This is a genomic window from Rhizobium sp. LjRoot254, from assembly GCF_964254105.1.
GTDB lineage: Bacteria > Pseudomonadota > Alphaproteobacteria > Rhizobiales > Rhizobiaceae > Rhizobium_E.
This window is the reverse complement of record NZ_CAXUSM020000001.1, coordinates 1,722,368-1,744,425: the sequence shown is the minus strand read 5'-3', so window position 1 is coordinate 1,744,425 and position 22,058 is coordinate 1,722,368. Positions and strand designations below refer to the sequence as shown.

Sequence of the window (22,058 nt, the reverse complement as noted above, 5' to 3'; positions counted from 1 at the left end):
CTTCATGGCAAGCTTCAAGTCCGAATTCCTTCACACCCTGTCCGAGCGCGGCTTCATCCACCAGATTTCGGATGAGACCGGCCTCGATGATCTGCTCTCGAAGGAAGTGGTGACCGCCTATATCGGGTTTGATCCGACAGCGTCCTCCCTGCATGCGGGCTCGCTCATCCAGATCATGATGCTGCACTGGCTGCAGAAGACTGGCCACCGAGCGATCTCCCTGATGGGCGGCGGCACCGGCATGGTCGGCGATCCCTCGTTCAAGGAAGAATCGCGCCAGCTGATGACCATCGACATGATCGAAAGCAACATCGCTTCGATCAAGCGCAGCTTTGCCAATTACCTCAATTATGGCGACGGCCCCAAGGACGCACTGATGATCAACAATGCCGATTGGCTGCGTTCGATCAACTATCTCGAATTCCTGCGCGACGTCGGCCGGCATTTCTCCGTCAACCGGATGCTCTCCTTCGACAGCGTCAAGACACGGCTCGACCGGGAACAATCGCTGAGCTTCCTCGAATTCAACTACATGATCCTTCAGGCCTATGATTTCGTCGAGCTTGCCAAGCGTTACGATTGCCGCATGCAGATGGGTGGCTCCGACCAATGGGGCAATATCGTCAACGGCATCGATCTCGGCCACCGCATGGGCACCAAGCAGCTTTACGCGCTGACCTCGCCCCTGCTCACGACCTCCTCGGGCGCCAAGATGGGCAAGTCGGCCACCGGTGCGATCTGGCTCAACGCGGATATGCTCTCGGCCTACGATTTCTGGCAATACTGGCGCAACACCGAGGATGCCGATGTCGGCCGGTTCCTGAAGCTCTACACGACGCTTGATATGGATGAAATTGCCCGGCTCGAGAAGCTCGGCGGCTCGGAGATCAACGAGGTCAAGAAGCTGCTCGCCACCGAGGTCACCGCGATCCTCCACGGCCGCGCTGCCGCCGATCAATCGGCAGAGACCGCGAGAAAAGTGTTCGAGGAAGGTGCGATCGACGCCAACCTGCCGACGGTCGAGATCGCAACCAGCGAACTCTCCGCCGGCACCGGCCTGCTCTCGCTCTTCGTCGTGGCAGGTCTCGCGGCCTCGAACGGTGAAGCCCGCCGCCACATCCAGGGCGGCGCGGTGCGGGTCAACGATACGCCGGTCAGTGACGAAAAGCGGATCATCGGTACCGGCGATCTCAATGCCGAAGGCGTCATCAAGCTCTCGCTCGGCAAGAAGAAACACGTTCTGGTCAAGCCAGTCTGAGAATTCCGGAGCGCCCGCATGCCCGATGCCCATTACGAACTGCCGGAACTCGCGGCGCTCTACGACATTGAATGCGGCTGGTCCGAGGACCGCGAATTCTATCTTCAGCTGCCCGGCTCGCCCCCAAAAGCCGTGCTCGAACTGGGCTGCGGAACCGGCCTGATTGCGCGCGCCATGGCGGGCGATGGCCACGACGTGACCGCCGTTGACCCGGCACAGGCCATGCTCGATGTCGGCCGGCAGTCACCGAATGGCGATCGTGTGCGATGGGAACAGGGTTTCGCGCAGCATTTCCGGCTCGATCGCCGTTTCGATCTGGCCTTCATGACCGGCCATGCCTTTCAGGTGCTTCTGACCGACGACGACGTCAACGCCGCGCTCGACAATATCCACAGGCACCTGAAGCCAAGCGGCGTCTTCGCCTTCGAGACCCGCAATCCCGCGCTGCCCTGGGAGCGCCTCTTCGAGGAAAGCGAAATTCTCCAGGCACCCGACGGCCCGGTGCCGATCGATTGGCGCGTCCATTGGCGCCGAGGCGAATTCATCCGCTTCAACACGCATTACCAGTTCACGGATGGCGAACGCATTTCGGAAAGCACATTGCGTTTCCTGCCATTCGATCGCCTCTCGGAAATGCTGGTCGATCGCGGCTTTGAAATCGAGCACGTCTACGGCAATTGGGACCGGACAGCATTCGACCCCGAACACTCCGCCGAAATCATCTTCATCGCCCGCGCAAAGCCGTGAGCGGCGCTACTCACTGAAACTCGAAAATGTTGCGGAACACGCCCGGCGCGATCAGCGACAGCGGGTTCACCGTCATCTTCGGCCCTTGATAGGGCCCTTCCAGCTTGAAGGTGATGCCGAGCAAGCCGCGATCGCGGCCATTGCCGAGAATCGCACCGATCAGCGGCAATTGCCCGAACAGGCTGTTGATGCCATAGGCGGGCATGAATGTGCCGGTCATATCCATGTTGCCACGCCGCGAACGCACCGTGCCCTGGAAGGTCGCTCCTAGCTGGTCGCCGCGAACGATGCCGTTCTCGACTTTGATCGCGCTACCGTCGATGATCAGACGAGCAAACGCGCGCCTGAATTTCTGCGAACTCGTGTCGATATCGGTCTTCAGCGCATCCGAAAGGCTGCGGCCATCATCGCCGTTGCGGGCCGAGACGATCGATTTCAGCCGTGCCTCGTTGATCAGCGCGAAATTCCGGATGTCGAGCGAACCGCGCCAGGAATCGGCATCGCGCGCCTTGAGCGTGATATTGAGCAGGCCGCCATTCATGTTACGGTAGATGTCGGCGAAACGCGCGATGGCGCCGGCGTCGCCGCTGGTGATCTCCATCGCGCCCTGGTCGGAATCCTTGCGGATGACGAGCGCCTGTTCGCTGGCGGTCACGCCTGTCAGGCTCAGCGTCGAGATGCGTCCCTCCGACGTGGCCAGCGTGAGATTGAGGCGGAAAAGCGACTCCTTGTTGTAGCCCACAGCCCGCTCAAGTTTGACATTGATGGTGTTGGAAGACTTCACGCCATTCGCATCGGCGTCAGGCGGCGATTTCGTCGCCTCGATGAACGGCTTGGCATCGATCGATTCACCACTCACGTTGATCGACAAGCCGCTGCTCTTGCGCTGAAGCGTGAGCGAAAAGTTGTCGGCAGGGGAAAGCTTCACTCGGGTGAATTTGCCCGAGACGAGCCCCTTCTTGTCGATCACCATATCGCCACGTGCGCCAAACCCCTCGCCCTCGAGCTTGAAGTCGCTGATGCGCGTCTGCCCGTCGCGGGCGGCCATGGTGAATTCGGCGCTGGCGCGGATTCCCGGCCCCTTGCGCCAGTTGACGAAGGGTATCGAGAGACTGGTATCGGTGAGCGACACCTTGGCGCGCTGGCCGCCGGTGGCGCTATCCATGGTGATGCTGACGCCGCCCTGGAGATAGGGGGCCAGCGCTGGCGCGAATTTCAGCACTTCCGCCTCGCTCAGCTCGCCCTTGGCCTCCCATTCGCGGGTGGTGGTCGCGGCGGCACTCACGGGCTGGGAGAACTTCACCTGGAAACCCATGCCGTCGACTTCGGCCTTGCCGTCCAGCGCCGCTGTCTTGTTGTCGATCTTCAGCATGCCGTTGATATCGGTCAGCTTGCGGTTCTCGACCGGCTTGGCGAGGCTGACATCCTTGAGCGCAAGCGCCACGTTCCATTCGGGCTTGGGCGGATTTTGCGAGGGGTTGAGGCCGAACACGGCCGAAATGTCGCCCTTCAGCGTGCCGCTGAGGTCAACTGCCGCAAACGGCGCCTTGGCCATCGCATTGATCGGCTTGAAGCTGGCATATTCGGCCGCGGCCGAAGCGTCACCGTCCGCCTTGAGCGAAATCGACGCCATCAGCGGCTTGACTGCCGTATCGGCGATCGTCAGCGTCCCCTTTTCGGCATTCAATATCTTTCCCGAGGGCAGCGGTATGTCGCCCTTGTCGATCTCGACGACCATATTGCGATCGACCATGCGGAACGTGCCGGATGTGTTCGCTGCGGCGGGCAACTCACCGAGATAATGGATATCGAGCCCATTGGCGGCGAAGCTCATCTTGAACTCGCCTCCCGCGAAGCGGAAAGGCGTGGGATATTCCGGCAATCGTCCTGCCGCGAGCGACAGGTCGATCTCGGCGTTCTTGACTTCGCCGCCCCTGATATGGGTCAGCACCCAGGACCGCGGTTTTGCCGCGAACCAGTAGGGCCATAGCTGCTTCACTGATTTGGTGGACAGCGAATCCGAGCGCGCCGAGAAGCTGATCGCCGGCGAGCCTTGGCCGAACACCATCTTGAGCGATCCCACCATCATGCCGGATGATGTGGCGATAGACATTTCATCGAACTGCAACTCATGGCTTGCGGTTAGGAAGCGGCCCGACGCCTTGGCATTGAAGGGCTCGGGTTCCTCACCCGCCTGATCGGCATTGGCTATGGCATCATTCGCCAGAAGATCAAAAGCGTAACCATGCGGCCCACCCGGCGAGACCTTGTCGAGATCGGTGATCGCGCCGTTGAACGGGATCATCGTGTCGCCAAGATCGAAGCCGCCCTCGGAGACTTCGATCTTCAGCTTGCCGAAATCATAGGTGAGCAGGGCCCGGCCGGATTTCACCTCCTGCGCGATCCCGTCGGCATGGAACGTGCCCGTGCGCGCCTGCACCTGCGCTGTCAATGATTTGTCGCGGATGGCAGCAAGCGTGATATCGATCGGTACATCGAATCCTATGCGCCGTTCGCCGGTGATCTTGCTGTATTTCATCGCGAAGGGTTCGGTCTGGATGCCGCTGATCTTCGCGTCGATCGAGCGGACAGCGTCATCCGCCACACCCAGCGTCATTGCGATACGCGGCTTGAACTTGCCGATGCCGAGCCCGGTAGCCAGCGTATATTCCCCATCGCGCTGGCGTGAAAAATCAAAGCCGTCGAGCCTGACCACGCCGCCCTGCGGTCCGGGAAGCTTCAGCGTAACGGCGCCGGCAACCACCTCGCGCGTTCCGGCACGATCGAGCTGGGCCACGGCCTGGTCGAGCTGCGGGTAAAGCAGCGTCAGCCAGCCGGGCACGCCATCGACACGCACCGCTTCCCAGTCGATGCCGGGGCTGGCGGGCAGGAAGCTGATATCGCCGTCGGCCGAGCCGATTTCCGCGCGAGCCAATGCCACCTTGCCCTGAAAAAGCGACAGCGGATCGAGCACGGCCTTGATGGAATTGGTCCTGAGCGCGGTGACGCCGGATTCGACATGGGTTACGTTGACGTCGACGGCTTCGAGCGCCAGCATCCAGTCGCTCGAAAATCTCAGGCGAACGGCCTTGACCTTCGGTTCGAAATTGCTGCCCAACGCCCGGCTCATTGCGTTTTCCGCCTGTGCGGTCAGCGTCGAGTCGAGGCTGCCGTTCTCCAGCGCGAACCAAAGACCGCCAATACCCAGGATCACAAGGAAGACGGCAAGAACGCACAGCTTGAGGATGCTCCGCATCCAGCTTTTCTTGCGCGGCGGCGCCAGAACGATCGCCTCATGATGTTCGCAGGACGGCAGCGCATCGAGGGAGCAAAAATCTCCTTTCCCGAAGACGACCTTTTCCCCGCGCACGTGATGGACCATTCAGAGCATACCTTTCGCTACAAAATCCCCGTACAAGACCGGCAACGGGATAATGATTCCCGGACCTTGTGCAGAGTTATTCAAACACGGGATCGATTGGCAACATGACCCACCTCAAGATCGGCGACCTTGCCCCTGACTTTACCTTGCCGAAAAACGGCGGCGGCGTGGTCTCTCTTAGCGAATATCGGGGCAAAAAAGTGGTGCTCTACTTTTATCCGCAGGATGACACCCAGACCTGCACACTGCAAGCAATCGATTTCACCGGCAAGGCCGAGGCGTTCAGGACAGCGGGCGCGACTGTCATCGGAGTCTCCCCCGATAGCGTGAAGAAGCACGACAAGTTCTGCGCCAAGCACAAGCTCGGCATCACGCTCGGCGCCGACGAGGACCGGAAGGTGATCGACGCCTACGGCGTCTGGCGCGAGAAAAAGACCTTCGGCATCACCTATATGGGCGTGGTGCGCTCGACATTCCTGATCGACGCGGAAGGCCGGATTGCCGGCGTGTGGGACAATGTGCGGCTGAAGAACCATGTCGATACGGTGCTGGAAGCGGCCAAGGCGCTCTAACAACTGGAATCCAAATCGCAGCAAACTGGCCCAGGTGACTCATATGACTCGCGATTTTCCCTTCGACACGCTGCGCGCCGGTGCTATCGCGGCGATCTCGGCTGCCGATCTCGACGAGAAGGTGCGGCTTACCCAGGCGACCGCGAAGGCCTGGTACGCGCGGACGCTCTCGTTGCGCTCGCCGCTCGACCCGCCCTCACCCACGCGGCCCGGACGACCGGACAAGCCGCTTCTCGTTCCGCCCAACCAGATGAAGAAGCGCTCGCTGCATACGAAACACGGCCGCGTCGCGCTGCTCCACGCGATCTGCCATATCGAACTCAACGCGGTCGATCTCGCGCTCGACATCGTCGCCCGTTTCGCCGACCAGCCCGTGCCGCGCTCTTTCTTCGACGGCTGGATGCTGGTGGCATCGGAGGAAGCCAAGCATTTCGGCATGGTGCGCCAGCGTCTCCGCGACCTCGATGCCGACTATGGCGACCTGCCCGCCCATGACGGTCTCTGGGAGGCAGCCCACCACACCCGCAACGACCTGACCGCCCGCCTCGCCGTCGTGCCGCTCATTCTCGAAGCGCGCGGGTTGGACGTCACACCCTCGATGCGCGACAAGCTGATCGAACTCGGCGACACCGAAAGCGCCGAGATTTTCTCCGTCATCTACGAGGATGAGAAGGGCCATGTCGCCGTCGGCGCCAAGTGGTTCCGCTTCTTGTGCGCCCGCGAAAAGCGCGATCCGGCCGCCGCCTTCAAGGAGCTGGTGCGCACCAATTTCCGTGGCGGGCTGAAGCCACCCTTCAACGATATCGCCCGCGCCGAGGCCGGCCTGACCCCGAGTTTCTACCGCTCGCTGTCCTCGATATCGAATGCCTGACACACACTGCATTCCCCAGCATAGACGGATTGTTAACCTTAATAGTTTGTAATCACCGGCATGAAGGAGTCTTGCTGGACCCCTCTGTTATCAGCGTTATCCCGGTGGAGGATATTGAGGTGTCAGGCACAGGAGCGAACCGGATCTTCGGACGGCGCGAGGAAAGCCATGTGCTTATTCTTGCGAGCGGCGAACGTGTCCGCCATATGACGATCCGCCCCTGGATGGCGGCACTCACCGTCTCCTTTTTCGGACTTTTCACCATCGGATATCTCTCGGCCACCGCCTATCTCGTCCTGCGTGACGATCTGATGGGCGCCTCCATGGCCCGCCAGGCGCGCATGCAGCACGAATACGAGGACCGGATCGCGGCACTCCGCGCCCAGGTCGATCGCATCACCTCGCGCCAGCTTCTCGACCAGCAGGTCGTCGAGGACAAGGTCGAGAAGTTGATGGAACAGCAGATGGCGCTCGCCAACCGCCAGGGCAAGCTTGGTTCCGTGCTGGAACGCGCCGAGAATTCCGGCCTCGACACCGATATCGCCACACCGACTGAAGATCAGCCGCTCGACTCGACCGGGAGCCTCGACACGACCGACGGCGACAAACATGCAAGCATCGAGAGCTTCGACACCCTGATGGGCAAATCCAAGCCGGCAAAGACCCGCGCGCTGTCCTTCGCCGCAATCGACGGCAATGTCGCCGACCGTGCCGACAAGCTCTTTTCGACCGTGACACTGTCGCTCAAGGGCATCGAGCAGGAACAGCTCGACCATATCAGGTCGCTGACTGCCAATGCCGATGCCCGCGCCGACAAGATCCACGATATCCTGAAAAACACGGGCCTGAAGCTCCCCGCCAAGCTTGCCGAAGCCGAGCTTGACCCCGACAGCGCCATCGGCGGCCCCTTCGTCGAGCCGGAAACGGCAAGCGAATTCGAAGCCTCGATCTCCGGTCTCGATATCGCGCTCGACAGGCTCGAACGCGTCAAGGCCGTGGCGCGCAAGCTGCCCTTCGCCAACCCGGCGCCCAACCGCCAGATCACTTCGCTGTTCGGCAATCGCGTCGATCCCTTCTTCGGCAGGCTCGCCATGCATGCCGGCATCGATTTCCGCCAGAAGACCGGCGGCAAGGTGCGGGCGACGGGCGCCGGCATCGTCATCCACGCCGGCACATCAGGCGGTTATGGCGTGATGGTCGAGATCGACCACGGCAATGGCATCACCACACGCTACGGCCATCTCTCCAAGGTGCTGGTCAAGGAAGGCGACATCGTCAGCGAAGGCGACCTGATCGCGCTGTCCGGCTCGACCGGCCGTTCGACCGGCCCTCACCTCCACTACGAGGTCCGCCGCAATGGCACGGCCGTCGATCCCATGCGCTTCCTGAACGCCGGATTGAAGCTCACATCCTACATCGAATAGCGTACGCCACGCTTTTGTCAGGAAATACTTGCGCCGAATTTACCACAGACGGCGTTATATCGCCGCAAGCCGGTGATTTTCTTGACTTCCCGGCCATAAGGCACTAAGTGCAGCGCAACCTCGCGCGGCATGCTTTCTGCGCGATTCTGTTTTCCTGAACAAAGCAAACCGGAAACGCCTCTCCTTTGACAACATTCCAAGACCTTGGCCTGAGCCCGAAAGTCCTCGCAGCCGTCACCGATTCTGGCTACACGATCCCGACGCCGATCCAGGCTGGCGCCATTCCTTTCGCGCTCCAGCGCCGCGACATTCTCGGCATTGCGCAGACCGGCACGGGCAAGACGGCATCCTTCGTGCTGCCGATGCTGACGCTGCTCGAAAAGGGCCGCGCCCGGGCACGCATGCCGCGCACGCTGATCCTTGAGCCGACCCGCGAACTCGCCGCTCAGGTGGCTGAGAATTTCGAAAAATACGGCAAGAACCACAAGCTCAACGTTGCGCTGCTGATCGGCGGCGTCTCCTTCGAGGAGCAGAACCGCAAGCTTGAGCGCGGCGCAGATGTGCTGATCTGCACCCCGGGCCGCCTGCTCGACCATTGCGAGCGCGGCAAGCTGCTGATGACCGGCGTCGAGATCCTGGTTATCGACGAAGCCGACCGCATGCTCGACATGGGCTTCATCCCCGATATCGAACGCATCGCCAAGATGATCCCGTTCACGCGCCAGACCCTGTTCTTCTCGGCCACCATGCCGCCGGAAATCCAGAAGCTGGCCGATGCCTTCCTGCAGAACCCGGAACGCGTCGAAGTCTCGGCACCTGCCTCGACGACCAAGACCATCACCCAGCGGCTGGTCGCCAGCCATGGCCAGGATTACGAGAAGCGCGCCACCCTGCGCGATCTGATCCGCGAAGTCGAAGGCGACATCAAGAACGCCATCATCTTCTGCAACCGCAAGAAGGATGTCGCAGACCTCTTCCGTTCGCTCGAACGCCACGGCTTCGAGGCCGGCGCGCTGCATGGCGACATGGACCAGCGTTCGCGCACCAACATGCTGCAGGGTTTCCGCGACGGCAACCTGAAGATCCTGGTGGCGTCCGATGTCGCCGCCCGCGGCCTCGACATCCCCGATGTCAGCCACATCTTCAATTTCGATGTGCCGATCCATGCGGAAGACTATGTCCACCGCATCGGCCGCACGGGCCGCGCCGGCCGTTCCGGCGCCGCCTTCATGATCGTCACCAAGCGCGATTCCAAGCATCTCGACGCGATCGAGAAGCTGATCACCGAAAAGATCGAGTGGCACAATGGAGATATCTCGGCGCTGCCGCCGAGCGAGGCCACTGCCGATTCCGGCCGTTCCGACCGCCGTCCGGCCAAGGGTGGCCGCGACCGTGATCGCGACCGCCGCAAGCCGAGTGACCGCGGTAACAGACAAGAGGCTGCTCCGGTTCATAAAACTGACACCGATGCGGGCGTAAACCAGCCCGCACGTGAAGCGGAATCAGCAAAGACGGAGACTGCCATGGCAAAGAGCAATGCGGCGGCGAAGAAGGAACACGCTCCCCGGCAGGAACGCCAGGAACGTCCCTACCCCGCCAACGACGACCACCGCGCACGCCAGAACCGCCGCTATCATCAGAACGATGACGGCCCGACCCCGGTCGGCTTCGGCGACGACGTGCCTGCCTTCATGCTGACCAGCGCCGCGCTCAAGGGCTAAGCCCCTCCATGAGCCTGCCTGGTATCGATTTCCCCGGCGTGGGAACTGGTCTTGCCATCCTTCGGGATGGCAAACTGCTTTTATACAGGCGCACGCGCCCGCCGGAAGCCGGCCATTGGAACATCGTCGGCGGCAAGGTCGACCACATGGAGCACTCCATGCAGGCCGCGCGGCGTGAGGCCGAGGAAGAAAGCGGCCTCGAGATCGGCAGCCTCGAATTCCTCGCGATTTCCGAACAGATATTCGACAGCGACCGGCATCACTGGATCTCCGTCATCTACAAGACGACCGATATCTCGGGCGAAGCTCGCGTGATGGAGCCGGAGAAGCTCCCCGAATTCGGCTGGTTCGCGCTGGATGATTTGCCAGCGCCGCTGTCGCGATTTGCTGCGGATGCGGTCCGGGCGCTGGCCTCGGCATAAGACGCTCGCGCAAGGACTGCGTTGCGCTTTTCGCGGTTTACTGTATCGCTGAGCCGACCCGAGGAGCCCGCCATGCCGTCCACCGAATTGCTGATCGCGTTCTTTGTCACCACAGTGATCTTCGCCTACATTCCGGGGCCGGCCATGCTCTATGCCGCAGCCCAGACGCTCGCCCGCGGCAGGCTGTCGGGGCTGATGGCAACGTTTGGGATTCACGTTGGCGGCTATGTGCATGTGATTGCCGCCGCGGCCGGGCTCTCGATGCTTTTTCACGCGGTACCGACGCTCTATGTCGCGGTCAAGATCATCGGCGCGATCTATCTGATATGGCTTGGGATTTCATTGTTTCGAGCACGCGCGGGTGGTGAGCCGGTAGCCGGCGCTACAACGGCGAAATCCGCGCGTCGTGCTTTCCTCGAAAGTGTCGCGGTCGAAGTCCTCAACCCCAAGACGGCGCTGTTCTTCCTCGCCTTCCTCCCGCAATTCGTCGATGCCTCGGCCGCATTTCCTGTCTGGCTACAACTCCTGCTGCTGGGCACGATAGTCAATCTGATTTTTTCGTCAGCGGATGTGGTTTGCGTGTTCATGGCAGGCGCCATTATCAATCGCCTGAGAAGTTCGAACGGCGCCAGGCGCATGATGCAGCGCGCCGGCGGAACTATCCTGGTCGGGCTCGGACTGCATCTCGCATTCCAGAAAAGCTGATTACTTCGCCGCGCGCACCGACGCCCCTACCGCAATCCGCGCCCATTTCTCCGCCTCATCCGGATCGTCGAAGGCGCCCTCCGGTATCGTCCAATAGGGCATGGCGACCTCCTTGCCCGACTTGTTGTGGGTGTAGCGCCAATGCCTGCCGCCGGCTTCCTCATAGAGCGGTCCGGCCTCGGCATCGCCCTTGAGCATCAGACCGCCACGCAACTCGACGGCAATGATACGGCCATCGACATAGATGCCCTTGCCGCCGAACATGCGCTTGATCGTGACCGGCCCGACGGAGCGGAACAGGTCCTGGATATCATCGTGATCCATCTCAACCTCCGGAAATTATTCCGGAGAATTTAGGAATATTTTCTGACGCGTGTCAAGGTCAGAAGCGCGTCGTGGCGCCGATCATGATCGTCCGGCCGCGGCCGTTCGCGATATCCTGCACACTCGACGTGCCGGCGACGGCAGAGAAATAGCTCTTGTCGAGGAGATTATCGACGGAGAAGAACAGTTTGGCATTCTCCGTGACCTTGAATGAACCGTAGAGGTCGACGAGCGTGTAGGATGGCCGGTCGATTGAATTTTTCGCGTCGAGATAGGCCTGAACGCTGTCGCCGGTATAGCGTATGCGACCGCCGAGCGTCAGCCGCTGCTCGAAGAACCTGAGGCCTGCATCGAGCGTGGCATAGTCGTCCGGAAGGCGGCCCACATCGTTGCCGATGCCTGCGAACTCCGGCAGCGGCTGGCGGGTGTCGGCGATGGTCAGCGAGAGATTGGTATAGGCAAAACCCGTATCGTAGCCGCCCTCGATTTCCACGCCTTCCATGGTGGTGATTCCCGGCAGGTTCGCCCAAATGGCGTCGGTTGCCCCTTCTTCGGTGACGAAGGTGATGTAGTTGTCGATGCGGTTCTTGAAATAGCCGATCTTCAGGTAGCCCATATCCTCGGCCATGAAGAGCCCGTCGCCACGCAGGTTGACACCGATATCCAGTCCCTTCTGGTATTCGGGCAGCAGGTTCGGGTTGTTCTGGACCGGAAGCGCATTTCCGCTGAAATTGTGCCCGCCCGGATAGAACATTTCCGAGACGGTGGGCGGCCGCATCGTATGGGCGTACGTCGCGTATAGCTGCAGCCACGGCAGGGGATCGACGGTGACACCGACCTTCGGGTTCCAAATCCCATCGTCCCTTGTAAGCTCGTGCGCGTGGCAGTCCAGGCTGGGCGTGCCGCAGCTGGTACCGTTCGAATTCCAATAGTCGTAACGCAGGCCGCCTGTCAGGCCGATGATACCGTATGTAAGCGTTGCGTCGGTGAAGGCACCACTTTTGATGAGCCGTCCATCGGGATTGGCGCCGCTCTCCTTATTGCCATTGTAATCGTCCGAGCTGATTCCCGCGCCATAGAAGAACTTGAGCGACATCGTGTCGTTCAGATCGACGACAGAGGTGTTGGAAACATCCAAGCCCAATCCGGTATTGGTGCCGTCGCGGCCGTCGAACTCCCCCTCGCCGTCAATCCCAGCCATCTTGATGTCGGTGATGTTGACATAGGCATTGACCTTCAGATCGATCAGGTTGTCGCCTGGCTGGTAGGCATATTTCAGCGTATAGGTCTGGTTGTTGATCTGCCAGTCATAGCCCGCGCTCTCGACGGCGAATGCATTCTGGTAGAACACGCCGCCCAGTTCGAGCGAGTGCTCGCCATCCGGCTCGTAATTGATCTTGAAGAGGCCGCCACGCGGGTGATTGGACGCATCGTAGGGATACATGATCCCGTCGCCGTTCCTATAATTCGACTCGTCCGAACCGCTGATGGCGCCGATCACCGAAACCTTGCCGTCGATGCCGATATTGCTGCGCCAGCCGCCCGCCGTGAGGCGGGAAAAATTCATGCCGTTGGTGCCGGCCTGAAGCGTCACCAATCCGCCGACATCCTTGCCGGGCAGGAGTATGTCGTCGACGCCCAGCGTGCGGAAATTGGCGGCGCCCGAAAGCGTTCCCAGGCCGTCTGCGCCGGGAACAGAACCGCGCGTTATATCGATGCCCGCCAGCAGGTTCTTGTCGATATAGACCATGTTATCGAAGGTGCCGGAATGGCCCGACAGGTTGCGGAAAGTCTGCGGCACGCCGTCGATCATCTGATTGACGCGGCCGTTACCTTGCATGCCGCGAATATTGACGACCACACCGGGCTGCTCGTCCATCTGGCGGGTGTAGGCCCCGGGCGTCATGCGGATCGCGGTGTCGACCTTGCCGTTCATCCGCTCGCGGATCGTCTCACCATCAATGATCGAGACCGGGGCGGGCGTATTCACGATGTCAGCCGGGGTCTCGGAATCCGAGCCGATCACGATGCGCTTGAGCTTCGTGACGCCGGGCTCCACTGGCGTCGAGTCATCGGCGCCGGCCGCCGTGTCCTGGGTTTCCGTATCGGGCGCCGCACCATCGTCATCGAGGACGATGACATCTTCCTGCGCAAAGGCAGGAACAGACAGGACCATCGCAAATGTCGTCGACGACATCAGCGCGGCGGCAAACGCCCAATGGATTCTCACGGCATACCCTCGCCAAACAGGGAACTCAGTGCCTGGCTTGCGTCTCCGTGGCCTTTCAGGCCCGTGCGCTGGCGGTGGCGATATAGGTCCGGATCTTCGAGCCCGGAACCGGGTTACGAATGAAGAACTGGACTGAAAGTGTCAAGTTATAAACTGAATCAAAAGGGAAATATCCCCGTGTTCACCGCCATGTGATCAGTCGGTCAAAATCCCGCCGGCCGCGGCGATCTCCTCGGGCGTATCGGCATCGATATGGGCCGCCTCGCCGATGTCGATATCGATCACGGCAAGGCCGCTTCTCTCGATCACCGGCCGCGCGCCGATATCGCCGGTGAGCTTCGAAATCGCGTCGAAGGTTGCGGCCGGCAGGATCACCGGATTGCCGCGCTTGCCGCCCGAAACGGCGCGCACGATCGCCTTTCCCTCCTCGGCGCGGAAGGCGTCGATCATCGCATCGATATGTTCGGGCCTCACGCCGGGCATGTCGGCCAGGACGACCAGCAGACCGTCAGCCCCATCGCGAACGGCAGTTAGCCCGGCCTTCAGGCTGGACGCCATGCCGCTCGCGAAATCCGGATTGTGGACGGTGGGACAGTCGAGGCCCGCGATCACCCGCTCGATATCCCCCGACCGGTAGCCGGTGACCAGCACCATTTCGTCCGCGCGGGACTGCTTGACGGTCTCGACGGAGCGGCGCACCAGCGGCACGCCATCGAACACCGCGAGCAGCTTGTGCTTACCCGATGCCGCCATGCGGCTGGCACTGCCGGCGGCCAGCACGACGGCAGCGACGTGAAGCGCCCGCTTTTCGCTGCCTGTCCCCAATCGTGGCAGCGGCCGGGTCGGAATTTCCATCAGCAATCCTCCGACGCCAAGGCCCGTCAACTCGTCATGACCCGGCGTCTCGCCCGCCAGTATACGCGAGAGCACCCAATCGAAACCATTCTCCTTTGGGCTCCGCGCGCAGCCCGGTGCGCCAATAACCGGCACACCATACGCCGCGCCCAGCACCAGCAGGTTGCCCGGATCGACCGGCAGTCCCACCTGCTCGACCACGCCACCCGCCTGGCGGATCGCCGCAGGAATCACGTCATCCGCATCCGCCACGGCCGAAGCGCCGAAGACGATGATCATGTCATGGCCGCCGACGACCTCGCTAATCGCGCGGGCAACTGCCTCGGCCCGGTGCGGCACGCGCTTCTCGACCAGCAACCTGCTGCCGGACGCAACGAGCCGCGCTTCGAGAATCTGCCGCGTCTTGTCCATCACCGATGGCTTCAGCGACGGCAGTTCGGTGGCGATCAGCGCCACGCGCCGAGCGGCATACGGCTTGACCTCGAAAGCGATCTCCGTCGCCAACAGCGCCATCGCCTGCTCTACCGCCTTACCCGCGACGGCCAGCGGAATGATCTTGATCGTGGCCACCATATCGCCCGCCTTGACGTCGGCGCAGTCATTGAGACAGGCAAGGGTGATGGCCGGGTCGATGCGGTTCAGCCGATCGACGACATCTTTCGATGCCCGAAAAAGCCCGTTGACGGTGGAGAAGATATTCACCCGGCCCGTCGTGGCCGGCGAGAATTTCAGGTGATCCGGCGCGATGGCAGCGGCGATGTGGCTCGCCGCCTCGTCCTCCATCAGGTCGCCGGCATCGAGCGCTGCAGCAATCACGCTCGCGACACCAGCGGCCATGAGCACCTCGACATCACCGTGAGTCAATCGGCGCCCCTTGGGGAACTTGATGTCCCCTGCCCGCACCGAATGCGCGAGCACCGCGCCTGCCGCTTGCTCCAATGCCAGTTCGCCGAATTTCATGCGCGCCCATTTCCCATTTCAGCGAAGATAGGAAGCGCAAGCCGCGCCGTAAACGGCTGGCCTTGTCCATCAGTCTGTTTCTGACGCAATTCTGCGCCTCAGCTACGATCCCGGAACCGGTTTGTGATGGGATAGCGGCGGTCGCGGCCGAAATTCTTGCGCGTGATCTTCACACCCGGTGCCGACTGCCGGCGCTTGTATTCGGCAATGTAGAGCAGGTGCTCGATGCGATGGACGGTTGCCGCATCATGCCCGCGCCCGATGATCTCCTGCGTGCTCATCTCGTGCTCCACCAGGCATTCCAGGATATCGTCGAGCACCGGATAAGGCGGCAGCGAATCCTGGTCGGTCTGGTTGGGCCGGAGTTCGGCCGAGGGCGCCTTGTCGATGATGTTCCTGGGGATCACCTCGCCCGACGGCCCGAGCACATTCGGCGGCACATGCGCATTGCGCCAGCGCGCCAGCCCATAGACCTGCATCTTGTAGAGATCCTTGATCGGGTTGAAGCCTCCGTTCATGTCGCCATAGAGCGTGCAGTAACCGACCGACATCTCGCTCTTGTTGCCCGTGGTCACCACCATCGAGCCGAACTTGTTGGAGATCGCCATCAGGATCGTGCCGCGCGCGCGGCTCTGCAGGTTCTCCTCGGTGATGCCCTCTTCCGTGCCCTCGAACATATCAGAGAGAGCGGACAGGAAGCCCGCAACCGGTTCCTCGATCGCGACGATGTCATAGGTGGTGCCCAGTGCCTTGGCGCAAGCTTCAGCGTCGACGAGCGAATCCCCCGACGTATAGCGATAGGGCATCATCACGGTGCGCACCCGCTCCTCCCCCAGCGCATCGACCGCGATGGCCGCGCAGATCGCCGAGTCGATACCGCCCGAGAGGCCGAGCACGACATTCTTGAACCCGTTCTTGTTCACGTAATCCTTGAAGCCGAGCACGCAGGCTCGATAGTCCGCCTCGTCGATCGAGGGCAGCGGTGAATGCGGGCCGCGCTCGCAATGCCATTTGCCATCGCGGCGCTTCCAGGTGGAGAGAACCACCGCCTCCTCGAACTGGCTCATCTGAATGGCCAGCGACTTGTCGGCATTGTAGACGAAGCTGGCACCGTCGAAGACCAGTTCGTCCTGCCCGCCGAGTTGGTTCGCAAAAACCAGCGGCAGGCCAGTCAGTTCGATCTGCCTGAGCACCACGTCGTGCCGCACATGGATCTTGCCGCGATAGTAGGGCGAGCCGTTCGGATGCAGGAAAATCTCGGCGCCATCGGCGGCCAAAGCCTCGCAGACGCCGGCATCGTTCCAGATGTCCTCGCAGATGGGCGTACCGATGCGAATGCCCCTGAAATCCACCGCCTGCGGCTTGCCGCCGGGGACGAAGACGCGCTTTTCGTCGAACTCGCCATAATTCGGCAGGTCGACCTTGTCACGGATCGCGATGATCTTGCCACCATCGAGCACGGCGACCGAATTGTGCCGGCCTGTCTCGCCCTGGCGGGGAAAGCCGATGATGACGCCCGGACCACCATCTGCGGTCTCCGTGGCAAAAGCCTCGATGGCCGAAAGACAAGCCGCCAGGAACGCCGGCTTCAACACCAGGTCCTCCGGCGGATAGCCGGACAGGAACAGCTCCGTCAGCAGCAGCAGGTGGGCGCCCTGGCGGGCAGCGTCGGCACGTGCCTCCCTCGCCTTGGCGATGTTTCCCTGGATGTCGCCCACAGCCGGATTGAGCTGGGCGATGGCGATGCGAAGCGTGTCTTTGATCGTGCTCATGATACCCAAGAGTTAGCGCGGCTGAGAATGGCTTGCAACGTTGGAAACATGAAACTTTTTCATGGGCGCCATTCCTTGGGCGGAATGTGCCACATTGCATGCGGCACGATTTTGTTGGATCGATGATCGCGACACCATATCTGGGAGATGCATGATGCACGCCGAGTTCGTGAAACAGATTTTTGGCAAACCCGGCGACGAACTCGGCGAGGCCGAGCGACGCATTCTCTTTCACGCCAGGGAAAAGAAGATCGTCTCAACCAATGCCGACGACGATTTTCAGGCCAATGCCAGCTACGGCCAGCGGCTCGCGGACGGCATTGCCCGCGTCGGCGGCTCGTGGGCCTTCATCATCGCCTTCGTACTGTTCCTGGTCATCTGGGCGCTGACCAATACGCTGATCCTGACACGAGAAGCCTTCGACCCCTACCCCTTCATCTTCCTCAATCTGATTCTCTCGATGCTCGCGGCAATCCAGGCGCCGATCATCATGATGAGCCAGAACCGGCAATCCGAACGCGACCGCTTCTTCGCCGCCAAGGACTATGAGGTGAACCTGAAATCCGAGATCGAAGTGATGGCGCTCCACCACAAGATCGATATCGCTGTGCTGAAGGAATTGCAGGATTTACGGGCTGACGTGGCGAGGCTTGCGGAGGGGGTGAAAGGGGCGAAAGGCGTTTGATAACGTCAAGCCATGCGCTATGTTGCCCAGAGCGCTGCAGGAAGTGAGAAAATGACCAAGCTTTTTGAAAAGGCGGTTGCGACGACCAGCAAGCTGCCAGCCGAGATGCAGGACGACATTGCCAGCATCATGCTTTCCCTTGCGGGAGAAGATTTGCCACCGATAGAACTGTCGGATAATGAAATCGCGTCCTTCGGAAAATCGCGGGCGCAAGCAGCGCGGCGCGAATTTGCTCCGGATTCCGATGTTCAGGCGGTCTGGTCCAAGCACGATCTATGAGACTGCGATACACACCCGAGGCTCTTGTCGAACTGGACGGCGTGCTCGCAGACATTGCTGAACATTCTCCCCAAGGTGCCCGGCGGGTCCAGGCCCGCATCAAAGCCATTATCGACCTGTTGCTTCGACATCCAAATGCCGGTCAACTGACGAGCCTTAAGCCGATGCGGAGAATCGTCGCGACCCCATATCCCTATCTCATCTTCTATGAACCGCACGCGGAAGAAATCATCGTCATCGGCGTTCGACATAGCGCCCGAGACCCCCGGTCGATGCCGGATCAATAGCCGCGCCACTCGGTTTTGATCGGTAGCCGAACCGATCAATCCGAATTCGTCACGAGCCCCGGCGACGCCTTCGCATATTGCGGCAGGTCGTCGTTGATCGCGTAGAAATCGCCCTTGTCGGCGCAGAAGATGTGGTAGCCGGGCGTCAGTTCGGTTGGCTTGTCGAGCGATCCGGCCTGGATGGAAATGTAGTCCTGGCCGACATACTTCCAGAACAGCGCCGAGCCGCAATGCTTGCAGAAGCCGCGCCTGCCCTCGTCGCTCGATTGATACCAGGTGATGTTCTCGGCACCCGTGATCGTGAGATCGCTCTCGGCTGCGTTGGTGGATGCATAGTACAGCCCCGTCTGGCGGCGGCACTGGCCGCAATGGCAGAACACCACCTCGCGCAACGGCCCATCGACCCGGAATTTCACTTCGCCGCACAGGCACGAACCAGTCTGGATTTTCGGCATGCTTTCCCCTCCGGATTTAATCAGATGGATTGCGTGCATCCGTCGCCGACGTCAAATGAATTGCGATCGTTTTGCGTTCAATTATTTTGAAGCGTTCCCGGGCATCAGGAATCGCTTGCTATAAGGCCCTCACTCAATCTATCCGTGTTTGACTTAATGCCATTGCCCAGGAAATCGCGCCCTTCATGTTCTCCCTGCAATTCACCCTCAATGCTGCCCTCATCCTTGTCGCCCTGACCTGCCTGCAAATGATCCGCCGCGCTGGCGGCGGTCGCGAAATCGTCACGCTCCGGCGGCGTTCGGCGGCTGACGTCCAGACAACCTGGGAGAACCTGAATGCCATATGGCAAGCCACCGGCCTGACATTCCAACCTTCCAGCGTGGAGACCAATCCCAACGATGGGCTGAGCGGGTGACGCCGCGATCAGGCGACGACAGCGCCACAATCGCGATCAAGCCGCTGGCGCCGCCGACGGATCGCTCGATCATTTTTTCGGTGCTTAGCATGGGCGACCATACTTATCCGCCGGCCGTCGGTCATTTCGAGCATTGGCGGGTTGAAGCCGATGGCACCGGGTCCAGTATCATCATAGAAACACGCTTTGCTTCGACTCTATGGGGCACGATAGCGATCTTGCGGGGTCTGTGGCGCCAGGCCGGCTTGGTCGTATCGCCGAACGCGCAAGAAACTATCGTTGGTTTTGGCAAGCCGGCAGCTGACGCCACTACGCCGTCTGCGCGCCCGTCACCTGCCAAAAATACGCTCAGGAAGATCGCGCCCACGCAACTGCCCGCCCATTATGGCAGGGAAGCTGCCATCTCGCTGCTGGCTTTCGCCTATATGCTGACCCAGTTCGACTGGCAGACCGCCGTGGTATTGGCACTGGTGATCCTCTGGCATGAATACGGCCACTTGGTCGCCTATCAACTGACCGGCCGCACCGGTAACCGGCTCATGCTCGTGCCGTTCTTCGGCGGGATCGCGGTGGCTGGTGCGCCGCATAGAAACGAGTTCGAAAGGGCTTTCTGCGCCTTGATGGGTCCGGCAATTTGCGTTCCGGTCACGCTCGGGTGCTTCGCACTCTGGTACTTCGATGTGATGCCGGATTACGATCGATGGCTCTGGAGCTTTTTCCAGCTCAGCGCGATCGTGAACTTACTGAACCTGCTGCCGATTTATCCGCTCGATGGCGGACAGGCCGCCGAGAGTTTCCTGCGATCGTATTTCCCCTCGTCGATCGTCGTGCACCTCTCCGGCCTCGCTGTTGCGAGCCTCGTCGTTCTTGTGGCCTTGGAATATTACCAGATGGCGGTGTTCATCGGGCTTTTCTGTTTCCTCGGCCTGCGAAACGTGGCGTATCGTTCGCCACTTCCCGCGATGGGGGCATGGCAGGGCTTGTTGATGGCGATCTTCTACGCCATCACGGTTGCCTCGCATCTGAGTGTATTGGTTTATTTCAAACTCTGAGCGCACTGGAACGAAAAAGGGCGCCACATGGGCGCCCTCTTAGCCTTATGTCGCTTACGCTCTTTAAGCGTTGACGGCCAGCTTGCGCTCGTCGCGGCCGCTCTTCAGCTTTTCGGCCAGCAGGAAGGCCAGTTCCAGCGCCTGGTCGGCGTTGAGACGCGGGTCGCAATGGGTGTGGTAGCGGTCCTGCAGGTCCTCGGCCGAAAGCGCACGCGCGCCGCCGGTGCATTCGGTCACGTCGTTGCCGGTCATCTCGATATGGATGCCACCGGGATGAGAACCCTCGGAATGGTGGATCGCGAAGAAGTTCTCGACCTCGGTCAGGATCCGGTCGAACGGCCGGGTCTTGTAGTTGTTGAGCGTGATCGTGTTGCCATGCATCGGGTCGCAAGACCAGACGACCTTGCGGCCCTCGCGCTCTACGGCGCGGATCAGGCGCGGCAGGTGCTCGGCGACCTTGTCATGGCCGAAGCGGCAGATCAGCGTCAGCCGGCCAGCTTCGTTGGCTGGGTTCAGGATGTCGATCAGCTCGAGAAGGCCGTCGGCGGTAAGCGACGGGCCGCATTTCAGGCCGAGTGGGTTCTTGATGCCGCGGCAATATTCGACATGGGCGTGGTCCGGCTGGCGGGTGCGGTCGCCGATCCAGATCATGTGGCCCGAGGTCGCATACCAGTCGCCCGAGGTCGAGTCGACGCGGGTGAATGCCTGCTCATAGCCGAGCAGCAGCGCCTCGTGGCTGGTGAAGAAATCTGTCTCGCGCAGCGACGGATTGTTCTCCGACGTGATACCGATCGCGCCCATGAAATCCATGGTCTCGGAAATCCGGTCGGCGAGCTTCTTGTACTGCTCGCCCTGCGGGCTGTCCTTGACGAAGCCGAGCATCCACCTGTGCACGTTATCCAGATTGGCATAACCGCCCGCTGCGAAAGCGCGCAGCAGGTTGAGTGTCGCGGCGGACTGGCGGTAGGCCATGATCTGCCGCTCCGGATCGGGAATGCGCGCCTCCGGCGTGAATTCGATGCCGTTGATGATGTCGCCGCGATAGCTCGGAAGCTCGACGTCGCCCTTCTTCTCGATACCGGATGAACGCGGCTTGGCGAACTGGCCGGCGATGCGGCCAACCTTCACCACCGGCTGCTGGGCGCCGAATGTCAGCACCACGGCCATCTGCAGGAAGGCGCGGAAGAAGTCGCGGATCGTATCGGCGCCATGTTCGGCGAAGCTCTCGGCACAATCGCCGCCCTGGAGCAGGAAGCCCTGACCTTCGGAAACCTTGGCGAGAGAGGCCTTCAGACGCCGCGCCTCGCCTGCAAAAACCAGCGGCGGATACTTGGCAAGGGTGGCTTCCGTGGCTTCGAGTGCAGCCATGTCCGGATAGTCCGGAACCTGCTGAATGGGCTTTTGCCTCCAGCTTGTCGGGTTCCAATTCTGTGCCATCTTACTCACCTGTTTCGTCAATGGTCGTGTTCTCAGTGCCCAGCTGTCTCGCGGGGTTGGCGGCTATATATACATTCATCGGTAAAATGCAAAGCGCTTGGCGGCGCCAATGACGCCATTGTGCGCCATTCGCAAGAAATCCGGCGTGCCCAGGGGAACGCCGGATTTCATAGCTTCGTGGCGGACGGTAACGCGACCTGCTTG

20 protein-coding genes are annotated in these 22,058 nt (G+C 61.2%); 13 read left to right on the top strand and 7 right to left on the bottom strand.

Going from position 1 to position 22,058, the window contains the following annotated elements; all coding sequences use genetic code 11:
- Window positions 1-4: 4 nt before the first annotated feature.
- Together tyrS and ACSQ26_RS08430 are read left to right on the top strand one after the other, a co-directional pair.
- A complete protein-coding gene (gene tyrS, locus ACSQ26_RS08435) occupies window positions 5-1,258 on the top strand; it encodes a tyrosine--tRNA ligase (protein WP_436008133.1) in 1,254 nt (417 codons plus the stop codon).
- An 18-nt stretch (window positions 1,259-1,276) separates the two neighbouring features.
- A complete protein-coding gene (locus ACSQ26_RS08430) occupies window positions 1,277-2,005 on the top strand; it encodes a class I SAM-dependent methyltransferase (RefSeq protein WP_436008131.1) in 729 nt (242 codons plus the stop codon).
- Window positions 2,006-2,015: 10 nt separating this feature from the next.
- Here ACSQ26_RS08430 and ACSQ26_RS08425 read toward each other — a convergent pair whose 3' ends face one another.
- Entirely contained in the window at window positions 2,016-5,261 is a 3,246-nt protein-coding gene (locus tag ACSQ26_RS08425) for a YhdP family protein (protein WP_436008129.1), read from the bottom strand.
- Window positions 5,262-5,491: 230 nt separating this feature from the next.
- On the opposite strand from ACSQ26_RS08425, the gene bcp reads away from it, so the two are divergent.
- From bcp to ACSQ26_RS08395, 6 genes are all read left to right on the top strand, one after another.
- Window positions 5,492-5,959 (top strand): thioredoxin-dependent thiol peroxidase, encoded by a 468-nt coding sequence (gene bcp, locus ACSQ26_RS08420; protein ID WP_436008127.1) that lies wholly within the window; start codon window positions 5,492-5,494, stop codon window positions 5,957-5,959.
- A gap of 43 nt (window positions 5,960-6,002) precedes the next feature.
- Window positions 6,003-6,830 (top strand): ferritin-like domain-containing protein, encoded by an 828-nt coding sequence (locus ACSQ26_RS08415; protein ID WP_436008125.1) that lies wholly within the window; start codon window positions 6,003-6,005, stop codon window positions 6,828-6,830.
- 119 nt (window positions 6,831-6,949) lie between these two features.
- The gene (locus tag ACSQ26_RS08410; RefSeq protein ID WP_436008123.1) at window positions 6,950-8,254 is read left to right on the top strand and encodes a M23 family metallopeptidase; all 1,305 of its coding nucleotides are present in this window, start codon (window positions 6,950-6,952) and stop codon (window positions 8,252-8,254) included.
- 185 nt (window positions 8,255-8,439) lie between these two features.
- Entirely contained in the window at window positions 8,440-9,975 is a 1,536-nt protein-coding gene (locus tag ACSQ26_RS08405) for a DEAD/DEAH box helicase (protein WP_436008121.1), read from the top strand.
- Between the two features lie 8 nt (window positions 9,976-9,983).
- Window positions 9,984-10,397, top strand: a complete 414-nt coding sequence (locus ACSQ26_RS08400) for an NUDIX domain-containing protein (protein WP_436008119.1) — start codon at window positions 9,984-9,986, stop codon at window positions 10,395-10,397.
- Window positions 10,398-10,469: 72 nt separating this feature from the next.
- Window positions 10,470-11,102, top strand: a complete 633-nt coding sequence (locus tag ACSQ26_RS08395) for a LysE family translocator (RefSeq protein ID WP_436008117.1) — start codon at window positions 10,470-10,472, stop codon at window positions 11,100-11,102.
- Here the strand turns inward: ACSQ26_RS08395 and ACSQ26_RS08390 are convergent, their stop codons facing one another.
- The 4 genes from ACSQ26_RS08390 to ACSQ26_RS08375 form a co-directional block, all read right to left on the bottom strand.
- Window positions 11,103-11,426: a TfoX/Sxy family protein gene (locus tag ACSQ26_RS08390; RefSeq protein ID WP_436008115.1), complete on the bottom strand. Its 324-nt coding sequence runs from the start codon at window positions 11,424-11,426 to the stop codon at window positions 11,103-11,105. It abuts the gene before it with no gap.
- A 58-nt stretch (window positions 11,427-11,484) separates the two neighbouring features.
- Window positions 11,485-13,656 carry a TonB-dependent receptor domain-containing protein gene (locus ACSQ26_RS08385; protein WP_436008113.1) on the bottom strand — a complete coding sequence of 724 codons (2,172 nt, stop codon included), beginning with the start codon at window positions 13,654-13,656 and terminating at the stop codon, window positions 11,485-11,487.
- A gap of 195 nt (window positions 13,657-13,851) precedes the next feature.
- Window positions 13,852-15,471: an NTP transferase domain-containing protein gene (locus tag ACSQ26_RS08380; RefSeq protein ID WP_436008111.1), complete on the bottom strand. Its 1,620-nt coding sequence runs from the start codon at window positions 15,469-15,471 to the stop codon at window positions 13,852-13,854.
- Between the two features lie 98 nt (window positions 15,472-15,569).
- Entirely contained in the window at window positions 15,570-17,243 is a 1,674-nt protein-coding gene (locus ACSQ26_RS08375) for an NAD+ synthase (RefSeq protein ID WP_436008109.1), read from the bottom strand.
- 154 nt (window positions 17,244-17,397) lie between these two features.
- Here ACSQ26_RS08375 and ACSQ26_RS08370 point away from each other — a divergent pair, with 154 nt between their 5' ends.
- Genes ACSQ26_RS08370 through ACSQ26_RS08360 form a run of 3 tightly spaced genes read left to right on the top strand, consistent with a single transcriptional unit; the run spans window position 17,398 to window position 18,494 of the window.
- Window positions 17,398-17,928: a DUF1003 domain-containing protein gene (locus tag ACSQ26_RS08370; protein ID WP_436015159.1), complete on the top strand. Its 531-nt coding sequence runs from the start codon at window positions 17,398-17,400 to the stop codon at window positions 17,926-17,928.
- 51 nt (window positions 17,929-17,979) lie between these two features.
- Window positions 17,980-18,207: a hypothetical protein gene (locus ACSQ26_RS08365; protein ID WP_436008107.1), complete on the top strand. Its 228-nt coding sequence runs from the start codon at window positions 17,980-17,982 to the stop codon at window positions 18,205-18,207.
- Entirely contained in the window at window positions 18,204-18,494 is a 291-nt protein-coding gene (locus tag ACSQ26_RS08360) for a type II toxin-antitoxin system RelE/ParE family toxin (protein WP_436008105.1), read from the top strand. The genes ACSQ26_RS08365 and ACSQ26_RS08360 overlap by 4 nt, the downstream gene beginning before the upstream one ends.
- A 35-nt stretch (window positions 18,495-18,529) precedes the next feature.
- Here ACSQ26_RS08360 and ACSQ26_RS08355 read toward each other — a convergent pair whose 3' ends face one another.
- The gene (locus ACSQ26_RS08355) at window positions 18,530-18,949 is read right to left on the bottom strand and encodes a GFA family protein (protein ID WP_436008103.1); all 420 of its coding nucleotides are present in this window, start codon (window positions 18,947-18,949) and stop codon (window positions 18,530-18,532) included.
- A gap of 185 nt (window positions 18,950-19,134) precedes the next feature.
- On the opposite strand from ACSQ26_RS08355, the gene ACSQ26_RS08350 reads away from it, so the two are divergent.
- Entirely contained in the window at window positions 19,135-19,365 is a 231-nt protein-coding gene (locus tag ACSQ26_RS08350) for a hypothetical protein (protein WP_436008101.1), read from the top strand.
- Complete coding sequence (locus ACSQ26_RS08345) at window positions 19,362-20,417, top strand: metalloprotease (RefSeq protein WP_436008099.1); 1,056 nt, start codon at window positions 19,362-19,364, stop codon at window positions 20,415-20,417. The genes ACSQ26_RS08350 and ACSQ26_RS08345 overlap by 4 nt, the downstream gene beginning before the upstream one ends.
- Window positions 20,418-20,480: 63 nt before the next feature.
- Here the strand turns inward: ACSQ26_RS08345 and ACSQ26_RS08340 are convergent, their stop codons facing one another.
- Window positions 20,481-21,854, bottom strand: coding sequence for a class II 3-deoxy-7-phosphoheptulonate synthase (locus tag ACSQ26_RS08340; protein ID WP_436008097.1), 1,374 nt, complete (start codon window positions 21,852-21,854; stop codon window positions 20,481-20,483).
- Window positions 21,855-22,058 lie beyond the last annotated feature (204 nt).